At 69.8% G+C, this 24,351-nt stretch carries 24 protein-coding genes; 15 read left to right on the top strand and 9 right to left on the bottom strand.

Annotation, left to right across the window (positions count from 1 at the left end):
• Positions 1-87 precede the first annotated feature (87 nt).
• The 5 genes from LY41_RS21965 (at position 88) to LY41_RS21945 (ending at position 6,835) form a co-directional block, all read left to right on the top strand.
• Entirely contained in the window at positions 88-654 is a 567-nt protein-coding gene (locus LY41_RS21965) for a TetR/AcrR family transcriptional regulator (RefSeq protein WP_253866201.1), read from the top strand.
• A gap of 406 nt (positions 655-1,060) precedes the next feature.
• Positions 1,061-1,546, top strand: coding sequence for a hypothetical protein (locus LY41_RS21960; RefSeq protein ID WP_372493337.1), 486 nt, complete (start codon positions 1,061-1,063; stop codon positions 1,544-1,546).
• A 95-nt stretch (positions 1,547-1,641) separates the two neighbouring features.
• On the top strand, positions 1,642-4,173 hold the full coding sequence (locus LY41_RS21955) for a bifunctional FO biosynthesis protein CofGH (protein WP_253866199.1): 2,532 nt from the start codon (positions 1,642-1,644) through the stop codon (positions 4,171-4,173).
• A 186-nt stretch (positions 4,174-4,359) separates the two neighbouring features.
• A complete protein-coding gene (yhjD, locus tag LY41_RS21950; RefSeq protein WP_372493344.1) occupies positions 4,360-5,331 on the top strand; it encodes an inner membrane protein YhjD in 972 nt (323 codons plus the stop codon).
• Between the two features lie 259 nt (positions 5,332-5,590).
• Positions 5,591-6,835, top strand: coding sequence for an MFS transporter (locus LY41_RS21945; RefSeq protein ID WP_253866435.1), 1,245 nt, complete (start codon positions 5,591-5,593; stop codon positions 6,833-6,835).
• Positions 6,836-6,859: 24 nt separating this feature from the next.
• On the opposite strand, the gene LY41_RS21940 is transcribed toward LY41_RS21945, so the two are convergent.
• A complete protein-coding gene (locus LY41_RS21940) occupies positions 6,860-8,113 on the bottom strand; it encodes a D-alanyl-D-alanine carboxypeptidase family protein (protein ID WP_253866195.1) in 1,254 nt (417 codons plus the stop codon).
• A gap of 87 nt (positions 8,114-8,200) precedes the next feature.
• Here LY41_RS21940 and LY41_RS21935 point away from each other — a divergent pair, with 87 nt between their 5' ends.
• On the top strand, positions 8,201-8,455 hold the full coding sequence (locus LY41_RS21935) for an SCO4848 family membrane protein (RefSeq protein ID WP_253866193.1): 255 nt from the start codon (positions 8,201-8,203) through the stop codon (positions 8,453-8,455).
• A 355-nt stretch (positions 8,456-8,810) separates the two neighbouring features.
• Here LY41_RS21935 and LY41_RS21930 read toward each other — a convergent pair whose 3' ends face one another.
• From LY41_RS21930 to sdhC, 4 genes are read right to left on the bottom strand one after another with little or no spacing between them, the layout of a single operon-like run.
• Positions 8,811-9,587, bottom strand: coding sequence for a succinate dehydrogenase iron-sulfur subunit (locus LY41_RS21930; RefSeq protein WP_253866191.1), 777 nt, complete (start codon positions 9,585-9,587; stop codon positions 8,811-8,813).
• Between the two features lie 34 nt (positions 9,588-9,621).
• Positions 9,622-11,412 carry a succinate dehydrogenase flavoprotein subunit gene (gene sdhA, locus LY41_RS21925; RefSeq protein ID WP_253866189.1) on the bottom strand — a complete coding sequence of 597 codons (1,791 nt, stop codon included), beginning with the start codon at positions 11,410-11,412 and terminating at the stop codon, positions 9,622-9,624.
• A 23-nt stretch (positions 11,413-11,435) separates the two neighbouring features.
• Positions 11,436-11,849 (bottom strand): succinate dehydrogenase hydrophobic membrane anchor subunit, encoded by a 414-nt coding sequence (locus tag LY41_RS21920; RefSeq protein WP_253866187.1) that lies wholly within the window; start codon positions 11,847-11,849, stop codon positions 11,436-11,438.
• Positions 11,849-12,295 (bottom strand): succinate dehydrogenase, cytochrome b556 subunit, encoded by a 447-nt coding sequence (gene sdhC, locus LY41_RS21915; RefSeq protein WP_253866185.1) that lies wholly within the window; start codon positions 12,293-12,295, stop codon positions 11,849-11,851. Before sdhC ends, LY41_RS21920 begins: the two co-directional genes overlap by 1 nt.
• 543 nt (positions 12,296-12,838) lie before the next feature.
• Between sdhC and LY41_RS21910 the strand changes: the two genes are divergently transcribed.
• From LY41_RS21910 to LY41_RS21890, 5 genes are all read left to right on the top strand, one after another.
• Entirely contained in the window at positions 12,839-13,954 is a 1,116-nt protein-coding gene (locus tag LY41_RS21910; protein ID WP_253866433.1) for a BMP family lipoprotein, read from the top strand.
• Positions 13,955-14,179: 225 nt separating this feature from the next.
• Entirely contained in the window at positions 14,180-15,715 is a 1,536-nt protein-coding gene (locus tag LY41_RS21905) for an ABC transporter ATP-binding protein (protein ID WP_253866183.1), read from the top strand.
• A gap of 121 nt (positions 15,716-15,836) precedes the next feature.
• Complete coding sequence (locus LY41_RS21900) at positions 15,837-16,931, top strand: ABC transporter permease (protein ID WP_253866181.1); 1,095 nt, start codon at positions 15,837-15,839, stop codon at positions 16,929-16,931.
• Between the two features lie 8 nt (positions 16,932-16,939).
• Positions 16,940-18,187, top strand: coding sequence for an ABC transporter permease (locus LY41_RS21895; protein ID WP_253866430.1), 1,248 nt, complete (start codon positions 16,940-16,942; stop codon positions 18,185-18,187).
• Positions 18,184-18,576 (top strand): cytidine deaminase, encoded by a 393-nt coding sequence (locus LY41_RS21890; protein WP_253866180.1) that lies wholly within the window; start codon positions 18,184-18,186, stop codon positions 18,574-18,576. The genes LY41_RS21895 and LY41_RS21890 overlap by 4 nt, the downstream gene beginning before the upstream one ends.
• A gap of 103 nt (positions 18,577-18,679) precedes the next feature.
• Here LY41_RS21890 and LY41_RS21885 read toward each other — a convergent pair whose 3' ends face one another.
• From LY41_RS21885 to LY41_RS21870, 4 genes are all read right to left on the bottom strand, one after another.
• Positions 18,680-19,141 (bottom strand): NUDIX hydrolase, encoded by a 462-nt coding sequence (locus tag LY41_RS21885; protein ID WP_253866178.1) that lies wholly within the window; start codon positions 19,139-19,141, stop codon positions 18,680-18,682.
• A 118-nt stretch (positions 19,142-19,259) separates the two neighbouring features.
• A complete protein-coding gene (locus LY41_RS21880) occupies positions 19,260-19,631 on the bottom strand; it encodes a hypothetical protein (RefSeq protein ID WP_253866176.1) in 372 nt (123 codons plus the stop codon).
• Between the two features lie 2 nt (positions 19,632-19,633).
• Complete coding sequence (locus LY41_RS21875) at positions 19,634-20,053, bottom strand: hypothetical protein (protein ID WP_253866174.1); 420 nt, start codon at positions 20,051-20,053, stop codon at positions 19,634-19,636.
• A 62-nt stretch (positions 20,054-20,115) separates the two neighbouring features.
• Entirely contained in the window at positions 20,116-20,367 is a 252-nt protein-coding gene (locus tag LY41_RS21870; protein WP_253866172.1) for a hypothetical protein, read from the bottom strand.
• A 219-nt stretch (positions 20,368-20,586) separates the two neighbouring features.
• Between LY41_RS21870 and LY41_RS21865 the strand changes: the two genes are divergently transcribed.
• The 4 genes from LY41_RS21865 (at position 20,587) to LY41_RS21845 (ending at position 24,205) form a co-directional block, all read left to right on the top strand.
• Positions 20,587-21,453, top strand: coding sequence for a helix-turn-helix domain-containing protein (locus LY41_RS21865; RefSeq protein ID WP_253866170.1), 867 nt, complete (start codon positions 20,587-20,589; stop codon positions 21,451-21,453).
• A 28-nt stretch (positions 21,454-21,481) separates the two neighbouring features.
• The gene (locus LY41_RS21860; RefSeq protein ID WP_253866168.1) at positions 21,482-21,856 is read left to right on the top strand and encodes a DUF397 domain-containing protein; all 375 of its coding nucleotides are present in this window, start codon (positions 21,482-21,484) and stop codon (positions 21,854-21,856) included.
• 315 nt (positions 21,857-22,171) lie between these two features.
• Positions 22,172-22,870, top strand: coding sequence for a VOC family protein (locus LY41_RS21850; RefSeq protein WP_253866166.1), 699 nt, complete (start codon positions 22,172-22,174; stop codon positions 22,868-22,870).
• A 39-nt stretch (positions 22,871-22,909) separates the two neighbouring features.
• On the top strand, positions 22,910-24,205 hold the full coding sequence (locus tag LY41_RS21845; protein WP_253866164.1) for a thymidine phosphorylase: 1,296 nt from the start codon (positions 22,910-22,912) through the stop codon (positions 24,203-24,205).
• Positions 24,206-24,351 lie beyond the last annotated feature (146 nt).

Here is a 24,351-nt window from a genome sequence, read left to right as displayed (position 1 = left end):
CGTCGTCCTCACCATGGTGAGAACGTTCGTTCTCCACCAGTGGAGTCTACAATAGGGAACGCACGTTCTCAATGCCAAGGAGCCGGGATGCCCGCACCGATCACCGAGGAACAGAACCGCCTGGACCGCGACGCTCTGCTCGACACGGCGGAGGGGCTCTTCTACGAGCGGGGCATCCAGGCGGTCGGCATGGACGCGGTCCGCGCAGCATCCGGGCTGCCGCTCAAGCGGATCTACCGGTTCTTCGCGACGAAGGAGGACCTCGTGGTGGCGGTGCTGGGACGTCGTGATCAGCGATGGCGACACAGTCTGGCCGCCCACGTGGAGCCGGTCGCCGACCCCCGGGAGCGCGTACTCGCGATCTTCGACTGGCTTGCCGAGTGGTTCGCCGAACCCGGGTTCCGCGGATGCGCCTGGATCAATGCTCACGGCGAACTCGGGCCGTCGTCCGAGGCGGTGCTGGCCGAAGTCCGATCACACAAGCAGGCTTTTCACGACCAGATCTCCGAGTGGGTCCACGCCACCGGGATGCCGGTGGTCGAACCGGTTTTCCTGCTCGCCGAAGGGGCCATCGTGACTGCCGGCATCAGCGGCGGCCCTGCCCCGGCCCGGGATGCGCGCGCAGCCGCTGCGGCGCTGCTCGGAACTCCCTGATCCCGGCCGTGCCGATGTCGTCAACCGCCGGGTGCGGCGCGGACCGGAGGCGATTGCCGAGTCCGGGATCGTGCTGCGGGACCGGGACCGGGACCGGGACCGGGGCCGGGACCGGGACCGGGGCCGAGACGGGGTCGGAGTCGGGGCCGGGGCGGGGTCGTCCGGATGGTGTAGTCCGGTGCGCCGGGTGCCGGTGTACACGGCGGCCGGTGGGCGACCTTCGGCGGTTCCGGGCGCATTTTACTCAACCGCTACGGCCCCCGCGCATACGTTGGTCTGTGCGGGTCGCTACTCTCACCCGCGTCGTGGCGCCGGTGGACGCTTACGACACTGTCAGTAGTCTCGTCGTTTGCCGACCTCACCTTTCGGGGTGATGGTCGGTGTGGGTGATGCAGGAGGACGTGCGGTGGGCAGTTCTGACCGGGAGCCGGCTCATCCGACGCGCGCACGGCGCGCGTCGGCGGTGGCTGTAACCGCCCTGACCACAACCACCCTGACCACCGTGATCACGCTCGGCGCGGCGACCGTCGCGAGCGCCCCCGCGGCGGCAGCCCCGGCCGCGGGAACACTGGCCCAGCCCACACCGAACGCGATGACGCTGGGTGTGCTCGGACCGGTCGGCCTGGCCGCGATCGTGTTCGGCGTCCTCGGCATGGTCGCCGGCGTCGTCCGCCAACGGCGCAAGAAGGCTCGCGAAGCGGCCGCCTGCGGGGGCGACCGGAACCCCGCCGCAGCTGCAGGGCCGGCACCGGACGCCGCCGAGGTTGCGACCATCGCACCGGACGCCGTCCCCGCCGCCGCTCCCGCTGCGCCTGCTGCCTCTGCCGCTGTCCGCCCTCCCGGCCCGCGTGCCTCGGTGGACGGCGCCACGGCGAGCGTCACGGTCGACTGACGCCGACTCCGGCACGCTCCCCGCGTGCGCCGTCGGCGCCGGTGTGAGTCCTCGCTCGTGGCACTCCGGTGAGCGGACGCCTTACTGTCGGGGCCATGGCTCGCCAGATCCCGCTCGCCCCGCCCGAACCCGCTCCGTCGTCCTCGGCCATGCGCCGCGCCCTGAAACGGGCCGCCGACGGTTCCTCGCTCGACGTCACCGAGTCCGCCGTCCTGCTGCACGCCCGCGGCGACGATTTGAACGCGCTACTGGACATCGCGAGCCGCGTCCGCGAAGCCCACCTGGCCGATCAGGGCAGAACCGGCGTCGTCACCTACAGCCGCAAGGTCTTCATCCCGCTCACCCATCTGTGCCGGGACCGGTGCCACTACTGCACGTTCGTCACGGTGCCGGGCAAGGCCGAATCGCTGTATCTCGAACGCGAGGAAGTGCTCGACATCGCGCGCGCCGGTGCCGCCGCCGGCTGCAAGGAGGCGCTGTTCACGCTCGGCGACCGGCCGGAGGAGCGGTGGCCGCAGGCTCGGCAGTGGCTCGACGAACGCGGCTACGAATCCACCTTGGACTATGTGCGGTCCTGTGCCATCAGTGTGCTCGAGGAGACCGGTCTGCTGCCGCACCTGAACCCCGGTGTCATGAGCTGGGAGGAGCTGCAGCGCCTCAAGCCCGTTGCGCCGAGTATGGGCATGATGCTCGAGACCACGGCCGAACGACTGTGGTCGGAGCAGGGCGGGCCGCACTACGGCAGCCCGGACAAGGAACCCGCCGTGCGGCTGCGCGTGCTCGACGACGCGGGCCGCGTCGGTGTCCCGTTCACCACGGGCATCCTCGTGGGCATCGGCGAAACGATCACCGAGCGGGCCGAATCGCTGCACGAGATCCGCACACGTGCCCGGCAGTACCGGAACGTGCAGGAGATCATCGTCCAGAACTTCCGGTCCAAACCGGACACCGCGATGCGGGCTCACGACGACGCGGATCTGGCCGAACTCGCCGCCACCGTCGCCGTCGCGCGACTGTTGCTGCCGCCGGGGGTCAGCGTGCAGGCGCCGCCGAACCTCGTCGGCGACGAGCACGGGCTGATCCTGCGCGCCGGGATCGACGACTGGGGCGGCGTCTCGCCGGTCACGCCGGACCACGTCAACCCCGAGGCGCCGTGGCCGCACGTCGACGAACTCGCCCGGTGGACCGCCGACGCCGGATTCGACCTGCGCGAACGGCTGACCGCGTATCCGAAGTACGTGCGCGACGCCGAGAAGTGGATCGACATCCGGCTGCACTCCCACGTCCGGGCGCTGTCCGCAGCGGACGGTCTCGCCGACGCGTCCGCGACCGTCACGGGCCGCGAGTGGCAGGAACCCGACGGCGGCATCGACACCATCGGCCGCGCCGACCTGAACGCCACCATCGACACCGAGGGCCGCACGTCCGACCGGCGCGGCGACTTCGACAGTGTCTACGGTGACTGGGACGCCCTTCGCGGCAGTGTCCACAACGGACCGGAGCGATTGGACACCGAGGCCCGCGAAGGGCTCCGGATCGCCGAGGAGAACCCGGCCGCGCTGCTCGACGAGTCCAATGCCGAGGCCGCCATGGCGCTGCTCACGGCCGACGGCCCTGCACTGGAGACACTGACGCGGCTGGCCGACGACCTGCGTGCCGACGTGGTGGGCGGGGACATCACCTACGTCGTCAACCGCAACATCAACTTCTCGAACGTCTGCTACGTCGGCTGCCGGTTCTGCGCGTTCGCCCAGCGGGAGCGCGACACCGACGCCTTCCGGCTGTCCACCGACGAGGTGGCCGCGCGTGCCGTGGAGGCGTCCGAGGCGGGTGCCACCGAGGTGTGCATGCAGGGCGGCATCGATCCGAAACTGCCGGTCGGCTACTACGCCGACGTGGTGCGCGCCATCAAGAAGGCCGTGCCGGACATGCACGTCCACGCGTTCTCGCCGATGGAGATCGTCTCGGCCGCCTCGAAGGCGGGCGTGAGCATCCAGGAATGGCTCACCGAGCTGCGCGACGCCGGACTCGACTCGATCCCCGGTACGGCCGCCGAGATCCTCGACGACGACGTCCGCTGGGTGCTCACCAAGGGCAAACTGCCCGCGAAGACCTGGATCGACGTCGTGACGACCGCGCACCGCGTGGGCCTCCCGTCGTCGAGCACGATGATGTACGGCCACGTCGACCACCCCGGACACTGGCTCGGCCACCTGCGGGTGCTCGGCGGGATCGCACGGGAGACCGGTGGGTTCACCGAGTTCGTCGCGCTGCCGTTCGTGCACCACAACGCGCCGATCTACCTCGCGGGCGTGGCCCGTCCCGGGCCGACGGTGCGGGACAACCGGGCGGTGCACGCCGTCGCGCGGCTGGCCCTGCACGGGCTGATCGACAACGTGCAGTGCTCGTGGGTCAAGCTCGGCGACGAGGGGACGGCACAGATCCTGCGGGGCGGCGCCAACGACATCGGCGGCACGCTCATGGAGGAGACCATCTCGCGGATGGCCGGTTCGGAGCACGGCTCGTCGCGCACCGCCGACGAGCTGGGCGCCCTCGCCGACCTGGCGGGCCGCCCGGCCAGGCAGCGCGGCACCACCTACGGCCGCACCCTGACGCCCGCACTGTAGGAAGCGGGCTGCTCGACCGTCCCTCGGAGGCGACCCGAGGATGCCTCCGAGGGACGAACGGCCCGGTCACGATCGGGCGGCGGAGGTTGACGCCCGTGCGCGTCGGTTTGCACCGGTATGCGCCGCGCCGTTAGCTTCCTGCGCGTGACAGAGCAGAAGGCGGAAAAAGAGGGGTTCCTGCCGCGGATGCGGCGCAAGTATCCGTGGCTGGATCACCTGGTCAGAGCGGGTGACGCCTTCACAGCGCGGCACGGCAACCACTACGCCGCCGCGATCACCTACTTCTCGGTGCTGTCGCTGTTTCCGCTGCTCATGGTCGGGTTCTCGGTCGCGGGCTTCGTGCTGGCCGGCGATCAGGAACTGATGGACGAGCTCCGGCAGGGCATCGTCTCGTCGGCTCCGGTGGGGCTGCGGGAATTCCTGAGCGAGATCGTCGAATCGGTCAAGGACTCGCGTGCCGGACTCGGTGTGATCGGTCTGCTCGGTGCGCTCTACTCCGGGCTCGGCTGGATGGGTAACCTCCGCGACGCGCTCACCGCCCAGTGGGCGCAGCAGCCGCCGAAGAAACCGTTCCTGTCCACGAAACTGAAGGACCTGCTGGCCCTGGGCGGCCTGGGCGCGGCGATGGTGGTCTCGTTCGGTCTGACGGCGGTCGGCGGCGCGGCGGGGGCGTGGCTGCTCGGGCTCGTCGGCCTCGACGACTACGTCTGGGCCCAGTACGCGCTGCGCGCCGCGACGATCGTGCTGTCGCTGGCCGCGAACGTGCTGGTGTTCACGTGGGTGATCGCCCAGCTGCCGCGCGAGCGGGTCAACGCCCGCAGTGCTGTCAAGGGAGCCGTGCTCGCCGCGCTCGGCTTCGAACTGCTCAAGAACGTCGCCTCGGTCTATCTCGCCGGCGTCACGAGCTCGCCCAGCGGCGCCCTGTTCGGGCCCATCATCGGTCTGCTCGTGTTCGCCAACCTGGTGTCGCGCTTCCTGCTGTTCGTCACCGCCTGGACGGCGAGCGCGCGCGAGAACCAGGTCCGCGTGATCGAGCCGCCGCCCGCGACGATCGTCCGCCCGGCCGTCACCGTCCGCCGCGGCGCCGGCATGGGCACGGCGGCGGGCGCGTTCGGCCTCGGCGCGCTGCTCGGCTGGCTCGGCCGCAAGCGGACGTGACCGCCGCCGTCGCGGTGCCGCCCGGGACGACCGCGCCGACCGCGCCGACTGGGCGGGGTGCGGCGGGGCGCGACCTCGGGCCGTTTCCCCGCGAAGGTCATTAGGCTCGCTCCGGAAGGAGTGTGCAGTGACCGATCGAGCTCCGGGAACCGGTTCCGACGACGCATCCGACGCCGCATCCGGCACCGCCCCTGATGACGCCTCCGAGACCGCAGGCGACCCCGGCGCAGACACCGGCGACGCTCCGGCTCCGGCGCGCCTGCCCCGCGAGGTGTACGTCCTGGTCGCGGCGAGCTTCCTCATCGCGATCGGCTACGGCATCATCGGGCCCGCCCTGCCGAGCTTCGCCCGCAGCTTCGACGTCGGCCTGACCGCCGCGTCGTTCGTGGTCAGCTCGTTCGCCCTGGTGCGGCTGCTGTTCGCACCCGTGAGCGGACGGCTCGTGACGCGGTTCGGCGAGCGTCCGACGTACCTGTGGGGCGTGTCGATCGTGGCCGCCTCGACGATCCTGTGCGCCTTCGCGACCGAGTACTGGCAGCTGCTGTTGTTCCGCGCCATCGGCGGTGTCGGGTCGACGATGTTCACCGTGTCGGCGATCGGCCTGCTCATCCGCATCTCGCCGCCGCAGCTGCGCGGCCGCGCATCGGGCCTGTGGGGCACCAGCTTCCTGCTCGGCGGTGTCGCGGGTCCCGTACTGGGCAGCGGACTGGTCGCGGTGTCGCTGCGCGCGCCGTTCCTCGTGTACGGCGTGGCGCTCGTGGCCGCGACCCTGCTCGTGTTCTGGCAGCTGCGCCGCTCCGACCTGGCTTCCCGGGCCGACGAGGACGACGCGCCCACGATGACGTTCCGCGACGCGCTGGGTCACCCCACCTACCGCGCCGCGCTCACGTCCAACCTCACCAACGGCTGGGTCGTGCTCGGCGTGCGCATGTCGCTGATCCCGCTGTTCGTGGAGAACGTGCTGCACCGGGACGCGACGTTCGCCGGGCTCGCGCTCGCGCTGTTCGCCGGGGCCAACGCGCTCGTGCTGCTCGGTTCGGGCCGGTTCGCCGACACCCACGGCCGCAAGCCGCCCGCACTCGCCGGGCTGGCACTGCTGGCCGTCGGCGCCGTCTCGCTCGGGCTCACCGAGGACACGTGGCTGTTCCTGGCCGCGACCGTGGTGACGGGTATCGGCTCGGGCCTTCTCAACCCGTCGCAGAACGCGGCGCTCGCCGACGTCCTCGGGTCGAAGGCCCGCGGCGGTTCCGTACTCGCCGGGTTCCAGATGGCCGCCGACGTCGGCGCGGTCGTCGGCCCGCTGGCCGCAGGCGCGATCGCCGAGCAGTGGTCGTTCACCGCGGCGTTCGCCGTCACCGGGGTCATCGCCGCGGGCGCGTTCGTGCTGTGGTTGCCGGCCAGGGAGACGCTCCCGTCGAAGACCCGCCCCGCCGAGACCTCGTCCGCCGAGCGTTCCACCACGGCGAGCCGGTCCACCGACGGCGCGGCGGACGACGACGGCTGAGCCGCGGCGACGGCTGAGCTGCGGCTAGAGCTGCTCGTCCCGCGTGAGCGCGATGCCGACGCCCGTCGCGACCGCCACGAGGATCACGATCCCGATGATCCATCCGACGCCTGCCGACTGGTCCCGGTCGTCGGCGGCGCGCGCGGAGGTGCTCTGCCGGTCGCCGGCCGCACCGGCATCGTCGCCGTCGCCGGTGTCGGCCTCCGTCTGCGTGGGCTGCGGAGGGGGCGGCGGCGCGGTCGTGACGCGGCCGACGCTCGGCGTGCCCGCGGCGGCGAGCTGGAAGCCGTAGTCGAGCATGTTCATCGCCTGCTCGCTGAGCCGGATCGGCCGCTGTTCGCCGCGCAGCAGCACGACCGCGATGCGCCGGCCGTTACGTTCCGCGCCGCCGACGTAGGTGTGCCGCGCGTCGCTGGTGAACCCGGTTTTGCCGCCGATGAATCCGGCGTACTCGGTGTGCAGCCGGTCGTCGTTGGTCACCGGGTACGACGGTTCACCCCGGGCGCCGGGGAACCGGATCTCCTGCGTGGTGACGGCTTCGACGTACCGCGGCTTCGACAACGCGTACCGGTACAGCAGGGCCTGGTCGTAGGCCGACGTCACCATGCCGGGACCGTCGAGTCCCGACGGCGTCGCCGCGCGGGTGTCGGTCGCGCCGAGGTCGCGGGCCAGCCGGTTCATCTTCCGCAAGGCCTCCGGAACCCCGCCGAGCGCCGTGGCCAGCGCGTGCGCCGCGTCGTTGCCGGACTCCATCATCAGGCCCATCAGGAGGTCGTGCACCGAGTACGGCGATCCCGCCTCGATCCCGACACAGGAGCATTCCTGATCGGCGTCCTCCTGCGTCGGCCTGACGATGCGGTTCGGGTCGAGCTCCTCGATCACCACGAGTGCCAGCACCGTCTTGATCAGCGACGCCGGGCGCTGCCTGCCGTGCGGATGCCGCGCGGCCAGCACCTGCCCGCTGTCGAGGTCCTGGATGAGCCAGTTCTTCGCGGTCAGTGGCTGCGGCGGGCGCGGCGCGCCGGGCGGCAGGACGAGCCCGCATTCGCCGAGCCTGCCGCCGCCGGGAGTCTCCGCGGGCACGGGCAGTGGATCCGGCTCGCGGTGTCCGGGTTCGGGTTCTTCGGACTCGTCGACAGGGGGAGGTGGCAAGGTCGCGTTCGGGCAGTTCGACTGGGCCTGAGCCGCGGGTGCCGCCGAGGGTACGAGCGGCGCGCTCGTCACGACGAGACCCGCCAGCACGGCGATCACCAGAATCCGGGCAGGAGCTGTGCGCACCCGCGAAGACTAACCAGGTGTGCGCGTGTCCAACCGGGTGATCCCCCGGGGCGGGGTGACGGGTGCCGGGTGAGGAGACTGGTGCGCATGCGCATGTCTCGCGGTGTCTCGGTGTTTCTGCTGGCCTTCGGCGTGTGGTCGTGGATCATCTGGATCACGTTCGCCCGCAACCTGTGGAGCAGTGACAACGCGTGGGCCGCCGACGGCTCGCCGACGTCGTTCTTCTGGGTGCACCTCGTGCTGGCGATCGTGTCGTTCGTACTGGGCACGATCATCGGCGTTCTCGGCTGGCGCGGTCTGCGCGCCCTGCGCACGCGGCGGGAAGAGGCCGGCTCGGACTGAGCCCTGCAGCGCCGATCCCTGCAGCGTCGAGTGCCGAGTGCCGAGTGCCGAGTGCCGAGTGCCGAGTGCCGATCGGCGCGGCCGGGTGCCGCGCGCCGGGGCGGTGGTCTGCCCCCGGAGCCGCAACACGGCCCCCGGAAGGCGCAACACGGCGCCCGGAAGGCGCAACACGGCGCCCGGAAGGCGCAACACGGCGCCCGGAAGGCGCAACACGGCCCCCGGAAGGCGCAACACGGCGCCCGGAAGGCGCAACACGAGTGCAGGACATGCGACAGCGGGGCGGCCCGGCTCGTCGTGAGCCGGGCCGCCCCGCTGTGTGTTCGGACCGGGTGTTCGGACCGGGTGTTCGGATCGGTCAGGTGCGCTTGAACAGCAGCGCGCGCTTGACCTCCTGGATCGCCTTGGTCACCTGGATGCCGCGCGGGCAGGCGTCGGTGCAGTTGAACGTCGTGCGGCAGCGCCACACGCCCTCGGTGTCGTTGAGGATGTCCAGCCGCTCCTCGGACGCCTCGTCCCGCGAGTCGAAGATGAACCGGTGCGCGTTGACGATCGCGGCCGGGCCGAAGTACGAACCGTCCGCCCAGTACACCGGGCACGACGACGTGCAGCAGGCGCACAGGATGCACTTGGTCGTGTCGTCGAAGCGCTCGCGGTCGGCTGCCGACTGGTAGCGCTCGTTGGTCGGCTCGTTGCCGTAGGCGATCAGGTACGGCTTCACCGAACGGAACGCCTCGAAGAACGGCTCCATGTCGACATAGAGGTCCTTCATGGTCGGCAGGCCCTTGATCGGCGCCACGCTGACCGTGGTCGGCTTGCCGTCCTTCGCGAGCAGGTCCTTGACCAGGACCTTGCAGGCCAGGCGGTTGATGCCGTTGATCTGCATCGCGTCCGACCCGCAGATGCCGTGCGCACAGCTACGACGGAACGACAGCGTGCCGTCCGCGTAGTTCTTGATGTTCATCAGCAGGTTCAGCACACGGTCGGTCGGCAGCGCCGGGACGTCGTAGGACTCCCAGTGCGGCTCGTTGTCGATCTCCGGATTGAACCGCAGGATCTTCACCGTGATGGTGACGGAGCCTTCCGGAGCCGGGATCTGCGACGTGTCGTTCGTGGGTTCAGCTACCGCTGTCATTTCACATCCTCCGCGTGCGGTGCGGGAGTACGCATCAGTACTTCCGCTCCATGGGCTCGTACCGGGTGAAGACGACCGGCTTGTAATCCAGCCGCAGATCGGCCGTGAACCCGGTGAGGCCCAGCGGCGCGTTCGGGTCCTCCTCCTCCGGCAGGATCTTGTACGTCATCGAGTGCCGCAGGAAGTTGGTGTCGTCGCGGTCCGGGTAGTCCTCGCGGGCGTGACCGCCACGGGACTCCTTGCGCGCGAGCGCCGCGTTCACGAGCATCTCGGCCAGATCCAGCAGGAAGCCCAGCTCGACGGCTTCGAGCAGGTCGGTGTTGTAGCGCTTGCCCTTGTCGTGGACGGCGATCCGGCCGTAGCGCTCCTTGAGTGCCTGCACGTCGGACAGTGCCTGCTTCAGCGTGTCCTCGGTGCGGTACACGGCCGCGTTCGTGTCCATCGTCTGCTGCAGCGCGTTGCGGATGTCGGCCACCCGCTCGCCGCCGGAGGCAGTGCGCAGGTGATCGACCATGCCCTGGACCATCGTGGCCGAGCCCTCGGGCAGTGCGACGTGATCGACGTCGTTCGCGTACTCCGCGGCGGCGATACCGGCGCGGCGGCCGAACACGTTGATGTCGAGCAGCGAGTTGGTGCCCAGCCGGTTCGAACCGTGGACGGACACGCACGCCGCTTCGCCCGCGGCGTACAGGCCGCGGATGGCGGTGTCGTTGTCCTGGAGCGCCTCGCCCTTGACGTTCGTCGGGATGCCGCCCATGGCGTAGTGCGCCGTCGGATACACCGGCACCGGCTCGTGCACCGGGTCGACGCCCAGGTAGGTGCGCGCGAACTCGGTGATGTCCGGCAGCTTGGTCTCGAGGACCTCCTCGCCGAGGTGTGTGCAGTCGAGGAAGACGTAGTCCTTCTCCGGGCCGGCACCGCGGCCTTCGAGTACCTCGAGCACCATCGAGCGGGCGACGATGTCACGCGGCGCGAGGTCCTTGATCGTCGGGGCGTAGCGCTCCATGAACCGCTCGCCCGACTCGTTGCGCAGGATCGCGCCCTCACCGCGTGCACCCTCCGTGAGCAGGATGCCGAGACCGGCCAGACCGGTCGGGTGGAACTGGTAGAACTCCATGTCCTCCAGCGGCAGGCCCTTGCGCGCATAGATGCCCATGCCGTCGCCGGTCAGGGTGTGCGCGTTCGACGTCGTCTTGAAGACCTTGCCGAAGCCGCCCGTGGCGAACACGATCGACTTGGCCTGGAAGACGTGGATCTCGCCGGTCGCGAGTTCGTAGGCGACCGCGCCGGAGGCGACCTGCTCGCCGTTCTCGTTCGTCGACATCGTCACGTCGAGGACGTAGAACTCGTTGAAGAACTCGATGCCGTGCTTGACGCAGTTCTGGTACAGCGTCTGCAGGATCATGTGGCCGGTGCGGTCGGCCGCGTAGCAGGCCCGGCGCACCGCGGCCTTGCCGTGGTCACGTGTGTGACCGCCGAAGCGCCGCTGGTCGATCTTGCCTTCCTCCGTGCGGTTGAACGGAAGGCCCATCTTCTCCAGGTCCAGCACTGCGTCGATGGCCTCCTTGGCCATGATCTCCGCGGCGTCCTGGTCGGTCAGGTAGTCGCCACCCTTGACGGTGTCGAAGGTGTGCCACTCCCAGTTGTCCTCCTCGACGTTCGCCAGCGCGGCGCACATGCCGCCCTGCGCCGCGCCGGTGTGGGAGCGCGTCGGGTACAGCTTGGTGAGTACGGCCGTGCGGGAGCGCTGACCGGCTTCGATCGCCGCGCGCATGCCGGCGCCACCAGCCCCGACGATCACCACGTCGTACTTGTGGAACTGCATGAGAAGTCTCCGTGTGGTGGGGTTCAGGCCGTGATGTTCGGGTCGAACGTGAAGATCACCAGCGTGCCGAGCACGAGGATGACGGCCATGGAGGCGTAGAGCAGCATCTTCAACCAGAAGCGCGTGGTGTCCTTACGCGCGTAGTCGTCGATGATCGTGCGCAGGCCGTTGCCGCCGTGCAGCTGGGCCAGCCAGAGCATCGCCAGGTCCCAGAACTGCCAGAACGGCGAGGACCAGCGGCCCGCGACGAACGCGAAGTTGATGCGGTGCACGCCGCCGTCGAGGATGTTCATGATGAACAGGTGACCCAGCACCAGGATCACCAGCGCGAGGCCGGAGATCCGCATGAATGCCCAGCTGTAGAGCTCGAAGTTGTTCCGGCGGGCTGCCCGGCGCCGCGGGGAACGCGGCTTTTCGAGAGTCAGCGATTCGCTCATCAGTGGCCGCCTCCGAACATTTCGCTCACCGTGCGCGCGAGCATGAAGTACGTGCCCGGGATCATCACGAGGACCCAGATGCCGAGGGTGGTCCACAACATCGGGCGCTGGTACTGGGGTCCCTTCTCCCAGAAATCGACCAGGATGACCCGGATGCCGTTGAGCGCGTGGTAGAGCACCGCGCCGACGAGACCCACTTCGAGGAGATTGACGAAGGGCGACTTGTAGGTCTCGATGACCTCGTCGTAGGCGTTCGGGGAAACCCGGACGAGCGCCGTGTCGAGCACGTGCACGAACAGGAAGAAAAAGGTGAGCACCCCGGTAACGCGATGCGCTACCCAGGACCACATGCCGGGGTCGCCGCGGTAGAACGTTCCGCTCCGGCGTGAGGCGCCCGCCCGATCACTCGCACCGGCCTCAGGGGCGGTGCTCGCAGTGGTGGACATCGGTGTACGGCCTCCAACGTCACGATGGACTTCTCGCCCGGCAGGACCGCGTCTTTCCCGAGGTCATGATGTCCCGAGCGTCGTATACCCGCCGAATGCTAGACCTGCCGGACATGCCGGGCTCAACCTCGGGTTCCCAGCTGTGATCGACCAGACAGCGAGTTCACGCCCCCTACCGCAGGCCACGCCGTTCGTGACGTCGCGGGCGTCACACCTTCGCGTGCATCCGGCGACCCCCACGTGCCCCGAAGGGCACCTTCGGGGCACTCAACGCCCCCAAGGTGCCCTTCGGGGCATCGCCTCGCCCTCGGGGTTTGCGACGTTCGACGGTAACGCTGCGTGAGCCGCACCCGGCAGTATCGGTCGGAATTTGAACATTTGGATTACGTGGAGTTCCGTTCGGCTGCCGTGTAGGTCACGGAGCGGTACGGTTCGCCAGTCCGACCGAGAAACCGGGCACATCTTTCAGTTCGTCCGCCCGCAAGGCGGGGAGGGAGTGACACCGTGCGTCGAAAGCGTGGTGGAGCGCTGGCGGCAATCGCCATGGCCGGCGTGCTGGCAATGGCGGGCTGCGCCAAGGATTCTGGGGGCGACGGGAATCAGGCGGCAGGTGATGGCGGCGGCGAACCGGGCAGCTGCGTCACCGAGGAGGCTCCCGCCGCGCCCGAAGGCAGTCAGGAAGAACAGACCACCGACCACGGCGACGTCGACGCCGGCGACCTCAAGGTCGGCCTCGCCTTCGATGTCGGCGGCCGGGGCGACGCCTCGTTCAACGACGCCGCCGCCGCCGGTGTCGACAGGGCCGTCGAGGACTTCGGCGCCGAGAAGGGCAACGAGAGCCCTGCCGCGGGCACCGAGTCCGAGGCGGCGAAGGAACAGCGCCTGCGCCAGATGGCCGAGCAGGGCAACAACCCGATCATCGCGGTCGGCTTCGCCTACGCGGAGGCGGTCGGCAAGGTCGCACCGAAGTACCCGGACACCGAGTTCGCGCTCGTCGACGACAACTCCGTGGACGAGGAGAACGTGACTCCGCTGGTGTTCGCCGAGGAGGAAGGTTCCTTCCTCGCGGGTGTGGCCGCCGCGTACAAGACGTCCGAGTGCCACGTCGGCTTCGTCGGCGGGGTGAAGACGCCGCTGATCCAGAAGTTCCAGGCCGGCTTCGAGCAGGGCGTCGAGGCTGCGGGCGGCGACAACATCGAGGTCACGAGCGAGTACCTCACGCCGGCAGGCGACATCAGCGGCTTCAACGACCCGGCCAAGGCCAACGTCAAGTCCAAGTCGATGATCAGCCAGGGCTCCGACGTGCTGTTCCACGCCGCGGGCGCGTCCGGCCAGGGCGTGTTCGAGGCGGCCGCCGCGGGCGATGCGCTCGGCATCGGTGTCGACTCCGACCAGTATGAGCAGAAGACGCTCGCCGACGTGAAGGACACCATCGTCACGTCGATGCTCAAGAAGGTCGACGTCGCCGTGTACGACTACATCGCCGCGGTCGCCGAGGGCGACCCGGCCGATCTGCCGGAGCGGTTCGACCTGTCGGTCGACGGGGTGGGCTACTCGACGTCCAACCCGGCGATCGAGGACGTCACCGACGAGCTCGAGGGCTACAAGAAGGCCATCGTGGACGGTGACATCGAGGTCTCCGAAACCCCCGAAGGCTGACGTCGGGCCGGCATCAGGCCTGACGCATGCGTGGGGCTCGCGGGCGGTGTGACGCCGCCGGTGAGCCCCACGCACTTCTTTCCCGGCGCTTTTCCCGCACCGGAACCCGCGTATCTGCTTTGATCGCTCCGCGTGACGCCGAGCCCACCGGCCTGCCGTCCCGCGGAGCCCGCCAGTACGGCGCCCCTGCCAACCCAGCCCGCTCGAGCAAGGCGGAAGAAACAGATGACCGAATCGGAACCGGTGGTCGAACTCACCGGGATCACCAAACGCTTTCCCGGCGTGGTGGCCAATTCCGACGTGCACCTGACCGTGCACGCGGGGGAGGTCCACGCCGTGTGCGGCGAGAACGGCGCGGGCAAGTCCACGCTGATGAAGATCCTGTACGGGATGCAGCAGCCGGACGAAGGCACCGTTTCCGTCGGCGGCGAGATCGTCGAACTGCGCAACCCACAGGACGCGATCAAGGCCGGCATCGGCATGGTGCATCAGCACTTCATGCTCGCCGACAACCTGACGGTGCGGGAGAACGTGCTGCTCGGGGCGGAGGGGCTGCACGGTATGGGCCGCAAGGCCCGAGCCAGGCTGACCGCACTCGCCGAGCAGACCGGTCTGCACGTCGACGCCGACACGCTGGTGGAGAACCTCGGCGTCGCCGATCGGCAGCGGGTCGAGATCGTGAAGGTGCTTTACCGCGGCGCGCGCATCGTCATCCTCGACGAGCCGACGGCGGTGCTGGTGCCGCAGGAGGTCGACGCGCTGTTCGAGACGGTCCGCAGCATGCAGACCGAGGGATACACGTTCCTGTTCATCTCGCACAAGCTCGACGAGGTGCGGGCGATCGCCGACGAGGTGACGATCATCCGGCGCGGCACGACCGTCGGCACCGTCGATCCGACGACGGTCACCTCGCACGAGCTGGCCGAGATGATGGTCGGCTCGGAGCTGCCGAGCCCCGAGACGCGCGAGTCGACGGTCACCGACCGCGCGGTGCTGCGCGTGCGCGAGCTGCGGCTCGATGCCGAGGACAGTGGACGGGCACTGCTCGACGACGTGTCCCTGACCGTGCGCGCGGGCGAGATCCTCGGCATCGCGGGTGTCGAGGGCAACGGGCAGACCGAGCTGGTCGAGACCATCATGGGTATGCGCAGGGCGTCGGCGGGCACGGTCGAGCTGGCCTCCGCAGGCAGCGAGCTGCGCGACATCACGCGCCTGGGCACGCTGGCCCGGCGGGAGGCGGGGATCGGGTACATCGCCGAGGACCGCCACCGCCACGGGCTGCTGTTGCGGCAACCGTTGTGGAGCAACCGGATCCTCGGCTATCAGACCCGCCGACCGGTCTCGAACGGCCGGCTGATCAACCGCGGTGCCGCGCGGCGGGACACCGAGCGTGTCGTGGCCGAATACGACGTTCGCACGCCGGGCGTCGAGGTGCTCGCGGGCGCGTTGTCGGGCGGTAACCAGCAGAAGCTCATCGTGGGCAGGGAGCTGTCGGGCGAGCCGGTGCTGCTGATCGCGGCGCATCCGACCCGTGGTGTGGACGTCGGGGCGCAGGCGCTGATCTGGGAGCAGATGCGCGCGGCACGCCATGACGGGCTGGCGGTGCTGCTCGTCTCGGCCGACCTGGACGAGCTGATCGGGCTGTCCGACACGATCCGGGTGATGCTCCGGGGCCGTCTCGTCAGCGAGGCCGATCCGGCGACGGTGACGCCGACCGAGCTCGGCTCCGCCATGACGGGCGCAGGGGAGGAGGCCGCATGAACGAGAATTGCGGAGCTTGCGGAGCGGCGTTCATGGCGGCCGACCGGGTTGGGCCCCCGCTGCGGCATGCTTTTTCGCCGCAGCAGGGGAGGGTGTCCCGCAGGACAGGGGAGGGCGCGGCATGATCAACTGGCGTACCGCTCTGCTGCCTCCCGCGCTCGCGATCGTGTTCGCGATGCTGTTGTCGTCGGTCGCGCTGCTGATCTCGGGCGCGAGCCCGCTCGAGGCGTTCGCGACGATGGGCGCGCAGCTGTTCGAGGGCAACACGGCCGTGTCCACGGTCAACCTCGGGATCGTCTACTACCTGGCTGGCCTGGCCGCGGCGATCGGCTTCCAGATGAACGTGTTCAACATCGGCGTCGAGGGCCAGTACCGGTTCGCCGCGGTGGTCGCGGCGATCGTCGGTGGGTGGATGCAGCTGCCGCCGGTGCTGCACGTGATCGCCATCCTGCTGGTCGCGATGTTCTCGGGCGCGTTGTATGCGCTGCTGCCCGCGTTACTGAAGGTCTACCGCGGGGTCAGCGAGGTCATCACGACGATCATGCTGAATTCGATCGTGTTCGGCATCGTCGCGTTCCTGATCAACCCGGAACAGTTCGGTGTGCTGCACGGCAACAACCTCTCCACCGTGGAGATCGCGCCGTCGGGCCGGATCCCGGGCATTCCGCTCGGCGAGGCGGGCACGCTGTTCGGCTTCGTCGTCATCGCGGGCGCGCTGGGCTACGGCTACTGGTTCATGCTCAACCGGACGCGGTTCGGCTTCGAACTCAAGGCCAGCGGCGAATCGAAGACGGCAGCCGCCGCGGGTGGGGTGAGCGCGCGGAAGATGACGCTGGCCGCGATGCTGCTCTCCGGTGCGGTCGCGGGGCTGGTCGCGATGCCCGAACTGCTCGGCCGCGACTACGTCTACGCCATGACGGCGACGCAGGGCTACGGCTTCACGGGCCTCGCGGTCGCGCTGCTCGGCCGGAACCACCCCGCAGGCATCGCGTTCGGTGCGCTGCTGTGGGCGTTCCTCGACCGGTCGGCCGTCTCGCTGGAGTCGATCGGCATTCCCAGTGAGATCGCCACGATCATGCAGGGCACGATCGTCCTGTCCGTCGTGGTGGCGTACGAGATCGTCCGCCGCGCCGACCTGGCCGCCGAGCAGCGCCGGGTCGGCCGCGCCGGGCGGAACGGTCAGCCGGCGAACGTCGCGGAAGGCGGTGCGGTGTGAGCACGGTGATGGAGAAGCCGGACCCGACGGCGACGACGTCGAAGCGCAGGGTGCCCGGGTGGGCGCGCGGCGCGCTGTGGGCGGTCGTGGCGATCGGCGTGCTGTCGACGGCGTCGTATCTGACCGACATGCCGATCCTGACCTCGAGCGGCACCTCGCAGACGGCGTTGCGGCTGGGGTTGCCGATTCTGCTGGCCGCGCTCGGCGGGTTGTGGGCCGAGCGCGCGGGCGTGATGAACATCGGCCTCGAAGGCATGATGATCCTCGGTACGTGGGGGTCGGCCTGGGGCGCTTACCACGGTGGTGTGTGGGTCGGCCTGGCTGCGGGCATCCTGTTCGGCCTGCTCGGCGGGTTGCTGCATGCGGTGGCGGTCGTGACGTTCAACGTCAACCACATCGTGTCCGGTGTGGCGATCAACCTGCTCGGGCTCGGCGTGGCGAAGTACCTGGCGAACCTGGTGTTCGAGCCGATCTCCGGTAACCCGCGCGAGTCGCCGTCGGTGGAGAAGTTCGACACGTACTCGGCCACGTTCCTGTCCGACTGGCTCGCCGTCCTCGAGGACGAGCAGCGCGTGGTGCTGTCCGATGTGGCCGGTCTGCTGCGCGGGCTCGTCACGCACATCTCGCCGCTGGCCATGATCGCGCTGCTGCTGGTGCCCGCGAGCTACTTCGTCCTCTGGCGCACGCGGTTCGGGCTGCGGCTGCGCTCGTGCGGTGAGAGCCCGGTGGCGGCCGAATCCCTCGGCGTGAACGTCTATCTGCACAAGTACATCGCCGTGGCCGCGTCCGGCGGGTTCGCCGGCATGGGCGGTGCGTCGCTGGTGCTGCTCCAGGGCGGCGCGGACTATCTCGAGAACCAGGTCAACGGCCGCGGCTACATCGGCCTCGCGGCGATGATCTTCGGTAACTACCGTCCGGGTGGTCTGCTCGGCGGTGCCGCGCTGTTCGGTTACGCCGACGGACTGCAGCTGTCCGGCGGCGGTGCGGCGGTGCTGGCGCTCTGCTACGGCGCGGTGCTGCTGCTGGCGGTCATCGTGATCCTGCAGCTGATCAGGCGGCACTGGTGGGCCGCTGCGGGCGGCGTCGCCGGTGCGGTGGTGCTGTACTGGATCTACTGGACGAACGACGAGCTGCCGAGCGACCTGATCCCGTACACGCCGCACTTCGTGACGATCGTCGTGCTGGCGGTCGCGGCGCAGCGCTTGCGAGTGCCGAAGGCGATCGGCAAACAGTACCGGCGAGGGGAAGACTCATGACGGTTCCGGGCTGGGAGTCGCTGCGCGATCGGGCGACGGCAGCGGCCGTGCTGGCGTACGCACCGTACTCGGGGCTGCACGTCGGTGTGGCCGGGTTGGTCAGCGACGGGCGCGTGGTGACCGGCTGCAACGTCGAGAACGCCTCCTACGGCGTCGGCCTGTGCGCCGAGTGCACGATGGCGGGCCAGCTGCGCCTGTCCGGCGGCGGGCGGCTGACGGCCGTGGCGTGCCGTGGCGGGTCCGGCGAGCTGCTCATGCCGTGCGGCCGGTGCCGGCAGATCCTGTACGAACTCGGCGGGCCCGACTGCCTCGTCGACACCCCGAGCGGAGTGCTGCCGATGTCGGACGTGCTGCCGGACGCGTTCGGGCCGGCCGACCTGCCCGCGTGAGGCCTGCCGTCCCGTGAGGACAACGCAACCCCGGCGCATCCGGTGCGCCGGGGTTGCATTCGTTCGGGCGGGTGGTAACCCGAGCCGTTGCCGGGTGCGGCGGTCAGGCGCTGATCGTCGCCTGACCCGGCTGCGGTGCCCATCCCATGACGGAGAAGGGGACACCGTCGCGGTAGGCCCGGATCCCGGCCGCCGGGTACTCGATCAGGTTGGTGGGGAGCCGGTGCAGATCGAACCAGCCGAGGCCGGAGCACTTCTCCGGCTCCCGGTTCGACGGCTCGCCGATCCACCTGGTCGTGACGAAGAACAGGCCGACGCGGGGTTCGGGGCCGGAGCCGTTGACGTGGATGGTGTGCACGTGCGTGAGGTTGCCCGGGTCGATCATCACGCCGATCTCCTCCTCGGCCTCACGGGCGGCAGCGGTGAGCACGTCCTCGCCCCCGTCGAGCTTGCCGGACGGGAGGTGCCACATGCCGTCGAAAGCTCCGCCCCGGCGCGTGGTCAGCAGCAGTTCGGTGCCGTGGGCCAACAGGACGTGGACGTCGATGAGGTGACGGTCGGGCACGGATCGGTCCTCGCGTTCGTGATTGCGGCCGGAGCCGGCACGCACCCGAGGACGGGGCGCGCCGGACCGGCGGCAGCTTACGCGGTGCCGCCCCGGCGCGTGGCTGTTTCGGCGAGCATCAGGGGTTACCGGGCAGCCAGAACGAGTCGGATGTTCGGCGGGCGAGCGTGGGCGCGCCGGGGAAGCCGTGGGCCGGGAGTGCCAGGAGCTCGTGGATCACGTCGGCGACCGTGCCGATGTGTTGCCAGAGCGGGTCGCCGTGGGGGTAGTCCTCGGTGCGGAGACGTCGCGCGATCGTCTGGTCCATCGAGGGCACGGTGATGTTCTCGACCACCCCGTAGCGGCACCAGCGTTCGGCGTACAGCGCGGCCGGTACGCCGCCGTCCTCGGGTGTGACGGTGAGTGGTCTGAACCGGAACCCGAGTTCCACGGCGCGCCGTAGGGCGGCGAGGTGTGGGGCTTCCTCGTCGGAGGGTGGGATGAGGGCCACGATCATTCCTCGGGGTGGTGCACGGCGGCCCCGCCGGAGGTCGGGGTCTCGGCGGAGCCGCCGTGGTCCGGCCCTGCCCGGTCCGTTCGGGGGAGTGCCTGGGCGGCAACGGACCGGGCAGGGGACTTGGGCACCAGCCGCCGCAGGAAGGTCGGCGTGCGGCGACGGCGGGGTGGTGGGTCCGTCCGCTGGTCGAAGTCCGGCAGGGCGGTGCGGGCGTGCAGGTACCGCTGGCAGGCGTGGCAGCGCGGTCCGGGTGGGACGGTCAGTGGGACCGGGGTGACGCGGTGGCCGCAGACGGCCGCGGCGTCGTCGCAGCGTTGGTGTGCCAGCGCGTTCGCCTCGTCCGTGACGGCGTGGTCCCGGCCGTCGGTTCCGCTGCGGAACCACGTGACGAACAGCCGGGCGGGTGTGGTGGTCATGACTCACCTCGTGGTGGTTGCAGGAGCGGCGTGGTGGTTGCAGGCCGACCGGGCAGGGCTCATCACTGCGCGACCGGTGCGACCCGCTGCCGCGTCTCGATCGCGTCGGCGTGCTCGTTCAGGTGGCCGGCCAGCTCCCGCGCGGCCTCGGGGGTCATGAGCGCGGTTTCGGCCAGCGGCGCGAGAAGGACGACGTGGTGACCGCCGAGATAGGTGCTGACCTTCTTCGGCCGCTGGAGCCCATCGGTGCAGCCGACGTTTCTCCTGGTCGGCGACGTGTTCGCCGCCTTCGCCGCGTTCTCCTGGCCAGTCATAACCTTCTCCGAGATAGCGTCCTACGCTCTAGGTCATATCGACATCATCGTGATATGCCGTAGCGTCTTTCGATAGAAGCTACAGTGATAATTACCTTTTGCCTACCCCTCCATTCGAGTAGAGCCAAGCGATACCCTTTGTGATGAAGGGAGGCGTCGGCTCGACCCGTGGCGGGGTGTCCACACGTCACGGAGAGGGCTCCAATGTCAATGGCAACCATGCGTACTGCTCGGAAGTTCCTGCTCGGTCGCGAGATCGCGCACATGATCGAGACCGCGAACGTGTCGCAGACCGAGGCGGCCTCGATCATCGAGACGAGTCAGAGCCGGATCGCGGGACTGATCAACGGCGCCGGATCCATCACCGTCGGCGACCTGGAACGGCTGGCGCGCACCCTCGGCTTCACCGACGAGGGGTACAACGAAGCACTGCGGGAGCTGCGGCGCGACAACCACAAGCGCGGCTTCTGGTCCACGGGTCACAACCGCGCGTACTCCGAAGACCTCCGCCTGCTGGTCGATCTCGAGAAGCGCGCAGACCAGATCCGCCAGGCCGGAGTGGAACTCGTCCCCGGTCTGCTCCAGATCGAGCCCTACGCGCGAGCCATGCACGAGGACGCTCCACCGGTCGACGGCGGGCCGACCGTGGACGATCGCGTGGCCGCACGGCTCGCCCGTCAGGAAATCCTGGACAAGCCGAACCCGCCTGCCGTGCACTTCGTGCTGTCGGAGTCCTGCCTTCGCCGGATGTGGGGCGACGAAGACGTCATGCGTGCGCAGATCGAGCACCTGATCACCCTGTCCAACCGCAAGCACGTGATGCTCCAGGTGATGCCGTTCAAGACGCAGCCGGGGCGACGTTCGCCGGTCGGCAACCGGTTCACCGTGGTGAGGGTGCCCTCGCCCGGCGCAGCCGGGCCGCTAGAACTCGTCTACACCGAAGCCGAAGGAGAAATCCGGTACCTGGACGATCGGAAGGCGCTCGCCGCCTACGAGTCCGCATGGGCTCGTCTCACCAACGCCGCGCTGCGGTTCGATGAGAGCCGCGAGTTCATCGCCAAGGTGCTGGACGAGTGGAAACAGTGAACCCCCAAACCATAGGGAGTCCGTAGGAATGAACACTGCACCTCCGTCGTTCGCTGAGGTCGAGTTCCGCAAGGCGACTCGCAGCGAACCTGACAAGGAATGCGTTCGGGTGGCCCGTCGGGACGGCTGGGTCGAGCTGCGTGACGACAAGACGGTCTTCGGCGCGGCCGAGGACCAGCGGCTCGTGTTCACGGCGGAGGAGTTCGACGCCTATCTGGCCGGCGCTCGTGCGGGCGAGCCTGAAGGTCTCTGCCTGGAGATGGTGCGGCGGACCGACGGCACGTATGTCTTTCGTCGTCGTGGCGGCGCGGTGGAGCTGGTGTTCACCGCGGCCGAGGTTGCCGCGTTCCAGGACGGCATCGTCAAGCACGAGTTCGACGCCATCGCGTACGCCGCCGCATAGGAGTCCGGCTCGCCGGTTGAAGGCCCCGTTGCCCGTTGTGTAGGGCAGCGGGGCCTTCGTGATTCCGGGCGTCGGTCGCACCGGCCGTTCCGTGTCACCCGCAGTTTCCGGTAACGAGTTCTGCGTACTCGACGCGTAAGCGCGCCGGGCGGGCCTGATCGGACATAGGGTTGTCGGCATGTACTCGGCGGTCCGGAGTGCCTCCTCGACACCCCGAGCGGGGCGGCCGTGCCGCCGGACGCGTTCGGACCGACCGACCTGCCCGCATGAGCCCCGCCGTCCGGTGAGGTGCCGACCGACTCGGAGGCTGTTCGCATGCGCCTGGAGAACATCGTGTGGGAGGCCCGCGATCCGCGGCGGCTCGGATCGTTCTGGGCCGCGGCTCTCGACGCCGATCCGCTGACCGACGAGGCGGACCTGTTCGACGCCCGCGTTCGGGTGGCCGACGAGGTCTTTCTGGACCTGTGTTTCCCACGGGTCGCCGAGCCCTCCCACTCGCGGTCGCGGCTGCACCCGGATCTGCGCGGCGTTCGGCAGGCGGAGGTGGTGGAGCACCTGCTCGGGCTGGGTGCGGTCCATGCCGACGTCGGCCAGGGTGACGAGTCGTGGGTCGTGTTGGCCGACCCGGAGGGAAACCCGTTCTGCGTGATGGACGAGCGCGAGGTCTTCCGCGATTCCGGGCCGATTGCCGCACTGCCGATGCAGAGCGCGGACCCCGACCGCGACGCCCGGTTCTGGGCGTCGATCATCGGCTGGGTGCCGTGTCCGAGCAGCGGAGACATGCCGGCGTTGCGCCATCCTGCCGGCGTGGGTCCGCTGCTCGAACTCTGCCCCGAGGCCGGCCCGAAAGTGGGAAAGAACCGGCTGCACGTCAACGTGCGACCCACCGGCGACGACGATCTGGTCGATCAGCTGCCCGCGATGGGCGCATGCCCCGTTGGCGGGGACACCGACCTCCCATGGCGGGTCTTCACTGATCCCTCCGGTAACGAGTTCTGCGTACTCGACGCGTAAGCGCGCCGGGCGGGCCTGATCGGACATAGGGTTGTCGGCATGCACGAACCGTTCGCCGCAGTCGACATCATCCGAGCCAAGCGCGACGGCGGGACGCTGACCCCGGAACAGCTCGACTGGGTCATGGACGCCTACACCCGCGGTGTTGTCGCCGAGGAGCAGATGGCCGCACTGGCCATGGCCGTGTTCCTGCGCGGGATGGACCCGGCCGAGACGGCGCGGTGGACCGGCGCGATGATCGACTCGGGGGAGCGGCTCGCCCTGCACGTCTCCCGCCCGACCGTCGACAAGCACTCCACCGGCGGCGTCGGAGACAAGATCACGCTGCCGCTGGCGCCGCTGGTCGCCACGTGCGGCGCCGCGGTGCCGCAGCTGTCCGGCCGCGGGCTGGGACACACCGGCGGCACGCTGGACAAACTCGAATCGATCCCGGGCTGGCGGGCGCAGCTGTCCGCGCACGCCATCGGCAGGCAGCTGGAGGACATCGGTGCGGTGGTCTGTGCCGCGACCGACACCCTCGCGCCCGCCGACCGGAAGCTGTACGCGCTGCGGGACGTCACGGCCACCGTCGAATCGGTGCCCCTCATCGCCAGTTCGATCATGAGCAAGAAGATCGCCGAGGGCGCCGGCGGCCTGGTGCTCGACGTGAAGGTCGGTTCGGGGGCGTTCATGGGCTCGCTCGACGAGGCGCGGGTGCTGGCGAAGACGCTCGTCGACATCGGCACCGCGCACGGACTGCCGACGCGGGCGCTGCTGACCGACATGTCGACCCCGCTCGGCGCGGCCGTCGGCAACGCGGTCGAAGTGGCCGAGGCCGTCGACGTGCTCCGTGGCGAGGGGCCGGACGACGTCGTGGCGCTGACGCTGGCGCTGGCCCGCGAGATGCTGGCGCTCGCCGGGCACGGCGACGTCGATCCGGGCACTGTCCTCGCGTCGGGCGAGGCGTACGAGACGTGGTGCCGCATGATCAGCGCCCAGGGCGGCGACCCGGACGCGCCCCTGCCGAAACCCGATCACGTCCACGTCGTCGAAGCACCGGAGACCGGTGTGCTGACGACGCTGGACGCCCGCGCCGTCGGCGTGGCGGCATGGCGGCTCGGCGCCGGGCGGGAGCGGAAGGAGGACCCGGTGCAGGCTGCGGCAGGCGTGCGCTGCCTGGCGAAGCCGGGCGAGCGGGTCGAGGCGGGCAGGCCGCTGCTCGAACTGCACACCGACACCCCCGACGCGGTGCCCGCAGCCCTGGCGGCGTTGGAAGGCGGCATCGAGGTGTCGGACGCGGCTCCCGACCGCACCCCGTGGCCCGCCACACCCGTCCTCGACACGGTCCGCTCGTAAGTTGGCGCGTCCGCCCGAGCGGGGTCGCGCCCCGACGGGTTCAGTGCCCCCAAGGGCGGCGGGTTCTAGCGGTGGTTGCAACACCCTGAGTTGTGGGAGGTTGTGGCGATCGTGTCGGTTGTGGGTCGGCGTGAGAGGTTTGTGGC

The sequence above is a fragment of the Prauserella halophila genome, from assembly GCF_024171895.1.
Taxonomy (GTDB): domain Bacteria; phylum Actinomycetota; class Actinomycetes; order Mycobacteriales; family Pseudonocardiaceae; genus Prauserella; species Prauserella halophila.
Note: the sequence above shows the minus strand (reverse complement) of the source record. Positions and strands in the feature narration are given on the sequence as shown.

What these genes read in the sequence shown, in the direction of transcription:
- LY41_RS21850 (WP_253866166.1), top strand. Translation starts at nt 22,172, where the DNA reads ATGCGCCTGGAGAACATCGTGTGGGAGGCCCGCGATCCGCGGCGGCTC.
- LY41_RS21965 (WP_253866201.1), top strand. Translation starts at nt 88, where the DNA reads ATGCCCGCACCGATCACCGAGGAACAGAACCGCCTGGACCGCGACGCT.
- LY41_RS21845 (WP_253866164.1), top strand. Translation starts at nt 22,910, where the DNA reads ATGCACGAACCGTTCGCCGCAGTCGACATCATCCGAGCCAAGCGCGAC.
- LY41_RS21870 (WP_253866172.1), bottom strand. Translation starts at nt 20,367, where the DNA reads ATGACTGGCCAGGAGAACGCGGCGAAGGCGGCGAACACGTCGCCGACC.
- yhjD (WP_372493344.1), top strand. Translation starts at nt 4,360, where the DNA reads ATGCGGCGCAAGTATCCGTGGCTGGATCACCTGGTCAGAGCGGGTGAC.
- LY41_RS21905 (WP_253866183.1), top strand. Translation starts at nt 14,180, where the DNA reads ATGACCGAATCGGAACCGGTGGTCGAACTCACCGGGATCACCAAACGC.
- LY41_RS21955 (WP_253866199.1), top strand. Translation starts at nt 1,642, where the DNA reads ATGGCTCGCCAGATCCCGCTCGCCCCGCCCGAACCCGCTCCGTCGTCC.
- LY41_RS21930 (WP_253866191.1), bottom strand. Translation starts at nt 9,587, where the DNA reads ATGACAGCGGTAGCTGAACCCACGAACGACACGTCGCAGATCCCGGCT.
- LY41_RS21890 (WP_253866180.1), top strand. Translation starts at nt 18,184, where the DNA reads ATGACGGTTCCGGGCTGGGAGTCGCTGCGCGATCGGGCGACGGCAGCG.
- LY41_RS21875 (WP_253866174.1), bottom strand. Translation starts at nt 20,053, where the DNA reads ATGACCACCACACCCGCCCGGCTGTTCGTCACGTGGTTCCGCAGCGGA.
- LY41_RS21920 (WP_253866187.1), bottom strand. Translation starts at nt 11,849, where the DNA reads ATGAGCGAATCGCTGACTCTCGAAAAGCCGCGTTCCCCGCGGCGCCGG.
- sdhA (WP_253866189.1), bottom strand. Translation starts at nt 11,412, where the DNA reads ATGCAGTTCCACAAGTACGACGTGGTGATCGTCGGGGCTGGTGGCGCC.
- LY41_RS21900 (WP_253866181.1), top strand. Translation starts at nt 15,837, where the DNA reads ATGATCAACTGGCGTACCGCTCTGCTGCCTCCCGCGCTCGCGATCGTG.
- sdhC (WP_253866185.1), bottom strand. Translation starts at nt 12,295, where the DNA reads ATGTCCACCACTGCGAGCACCGCCCCTGAGGCCGGTGCGAGTGATCGG.
- LY41_RS21865 (WP_253866170.1), top strand. Translation starts at nt 20,587, where the DNA reads ATGCGTACTGCTCGGAAGTTCCTGCTCGGTCGCGAGATCGCGCACATG.
- LY41_RS21860 (WP_253866168.1), top strand. Translation starts at nt 21,482, where the DNA reads ATGAACACTGCACCTCCGTCGTTCGCTGAGGTCGAGTTCCGCAAGGCG.
- LY41_RS21895 (WP_253866430.1), top strand. Translation starts at nt 16,940, where the DNA reads ATGGAGAAGCCGGACCCGACGGCGACGACGTCGAAGCGCAGGGTGCCC.
- LY41_RS21935 (WP_253866193.1), top strand. Translation starts at nt 8,201, where the DNA reads ATGCGCATGTCTCGCGGTGTCTCGGTGTTTCTGCTGGCCTTCGGCGTG.
- LY41_RS21910 (WP_253866433.1), top strand. Translation starts at nt 12,839, where the DNA reads ATGGCCGGCGTGCTGGCAATGGCGGGCTGCGCCAAGGATTCTGGGGGC.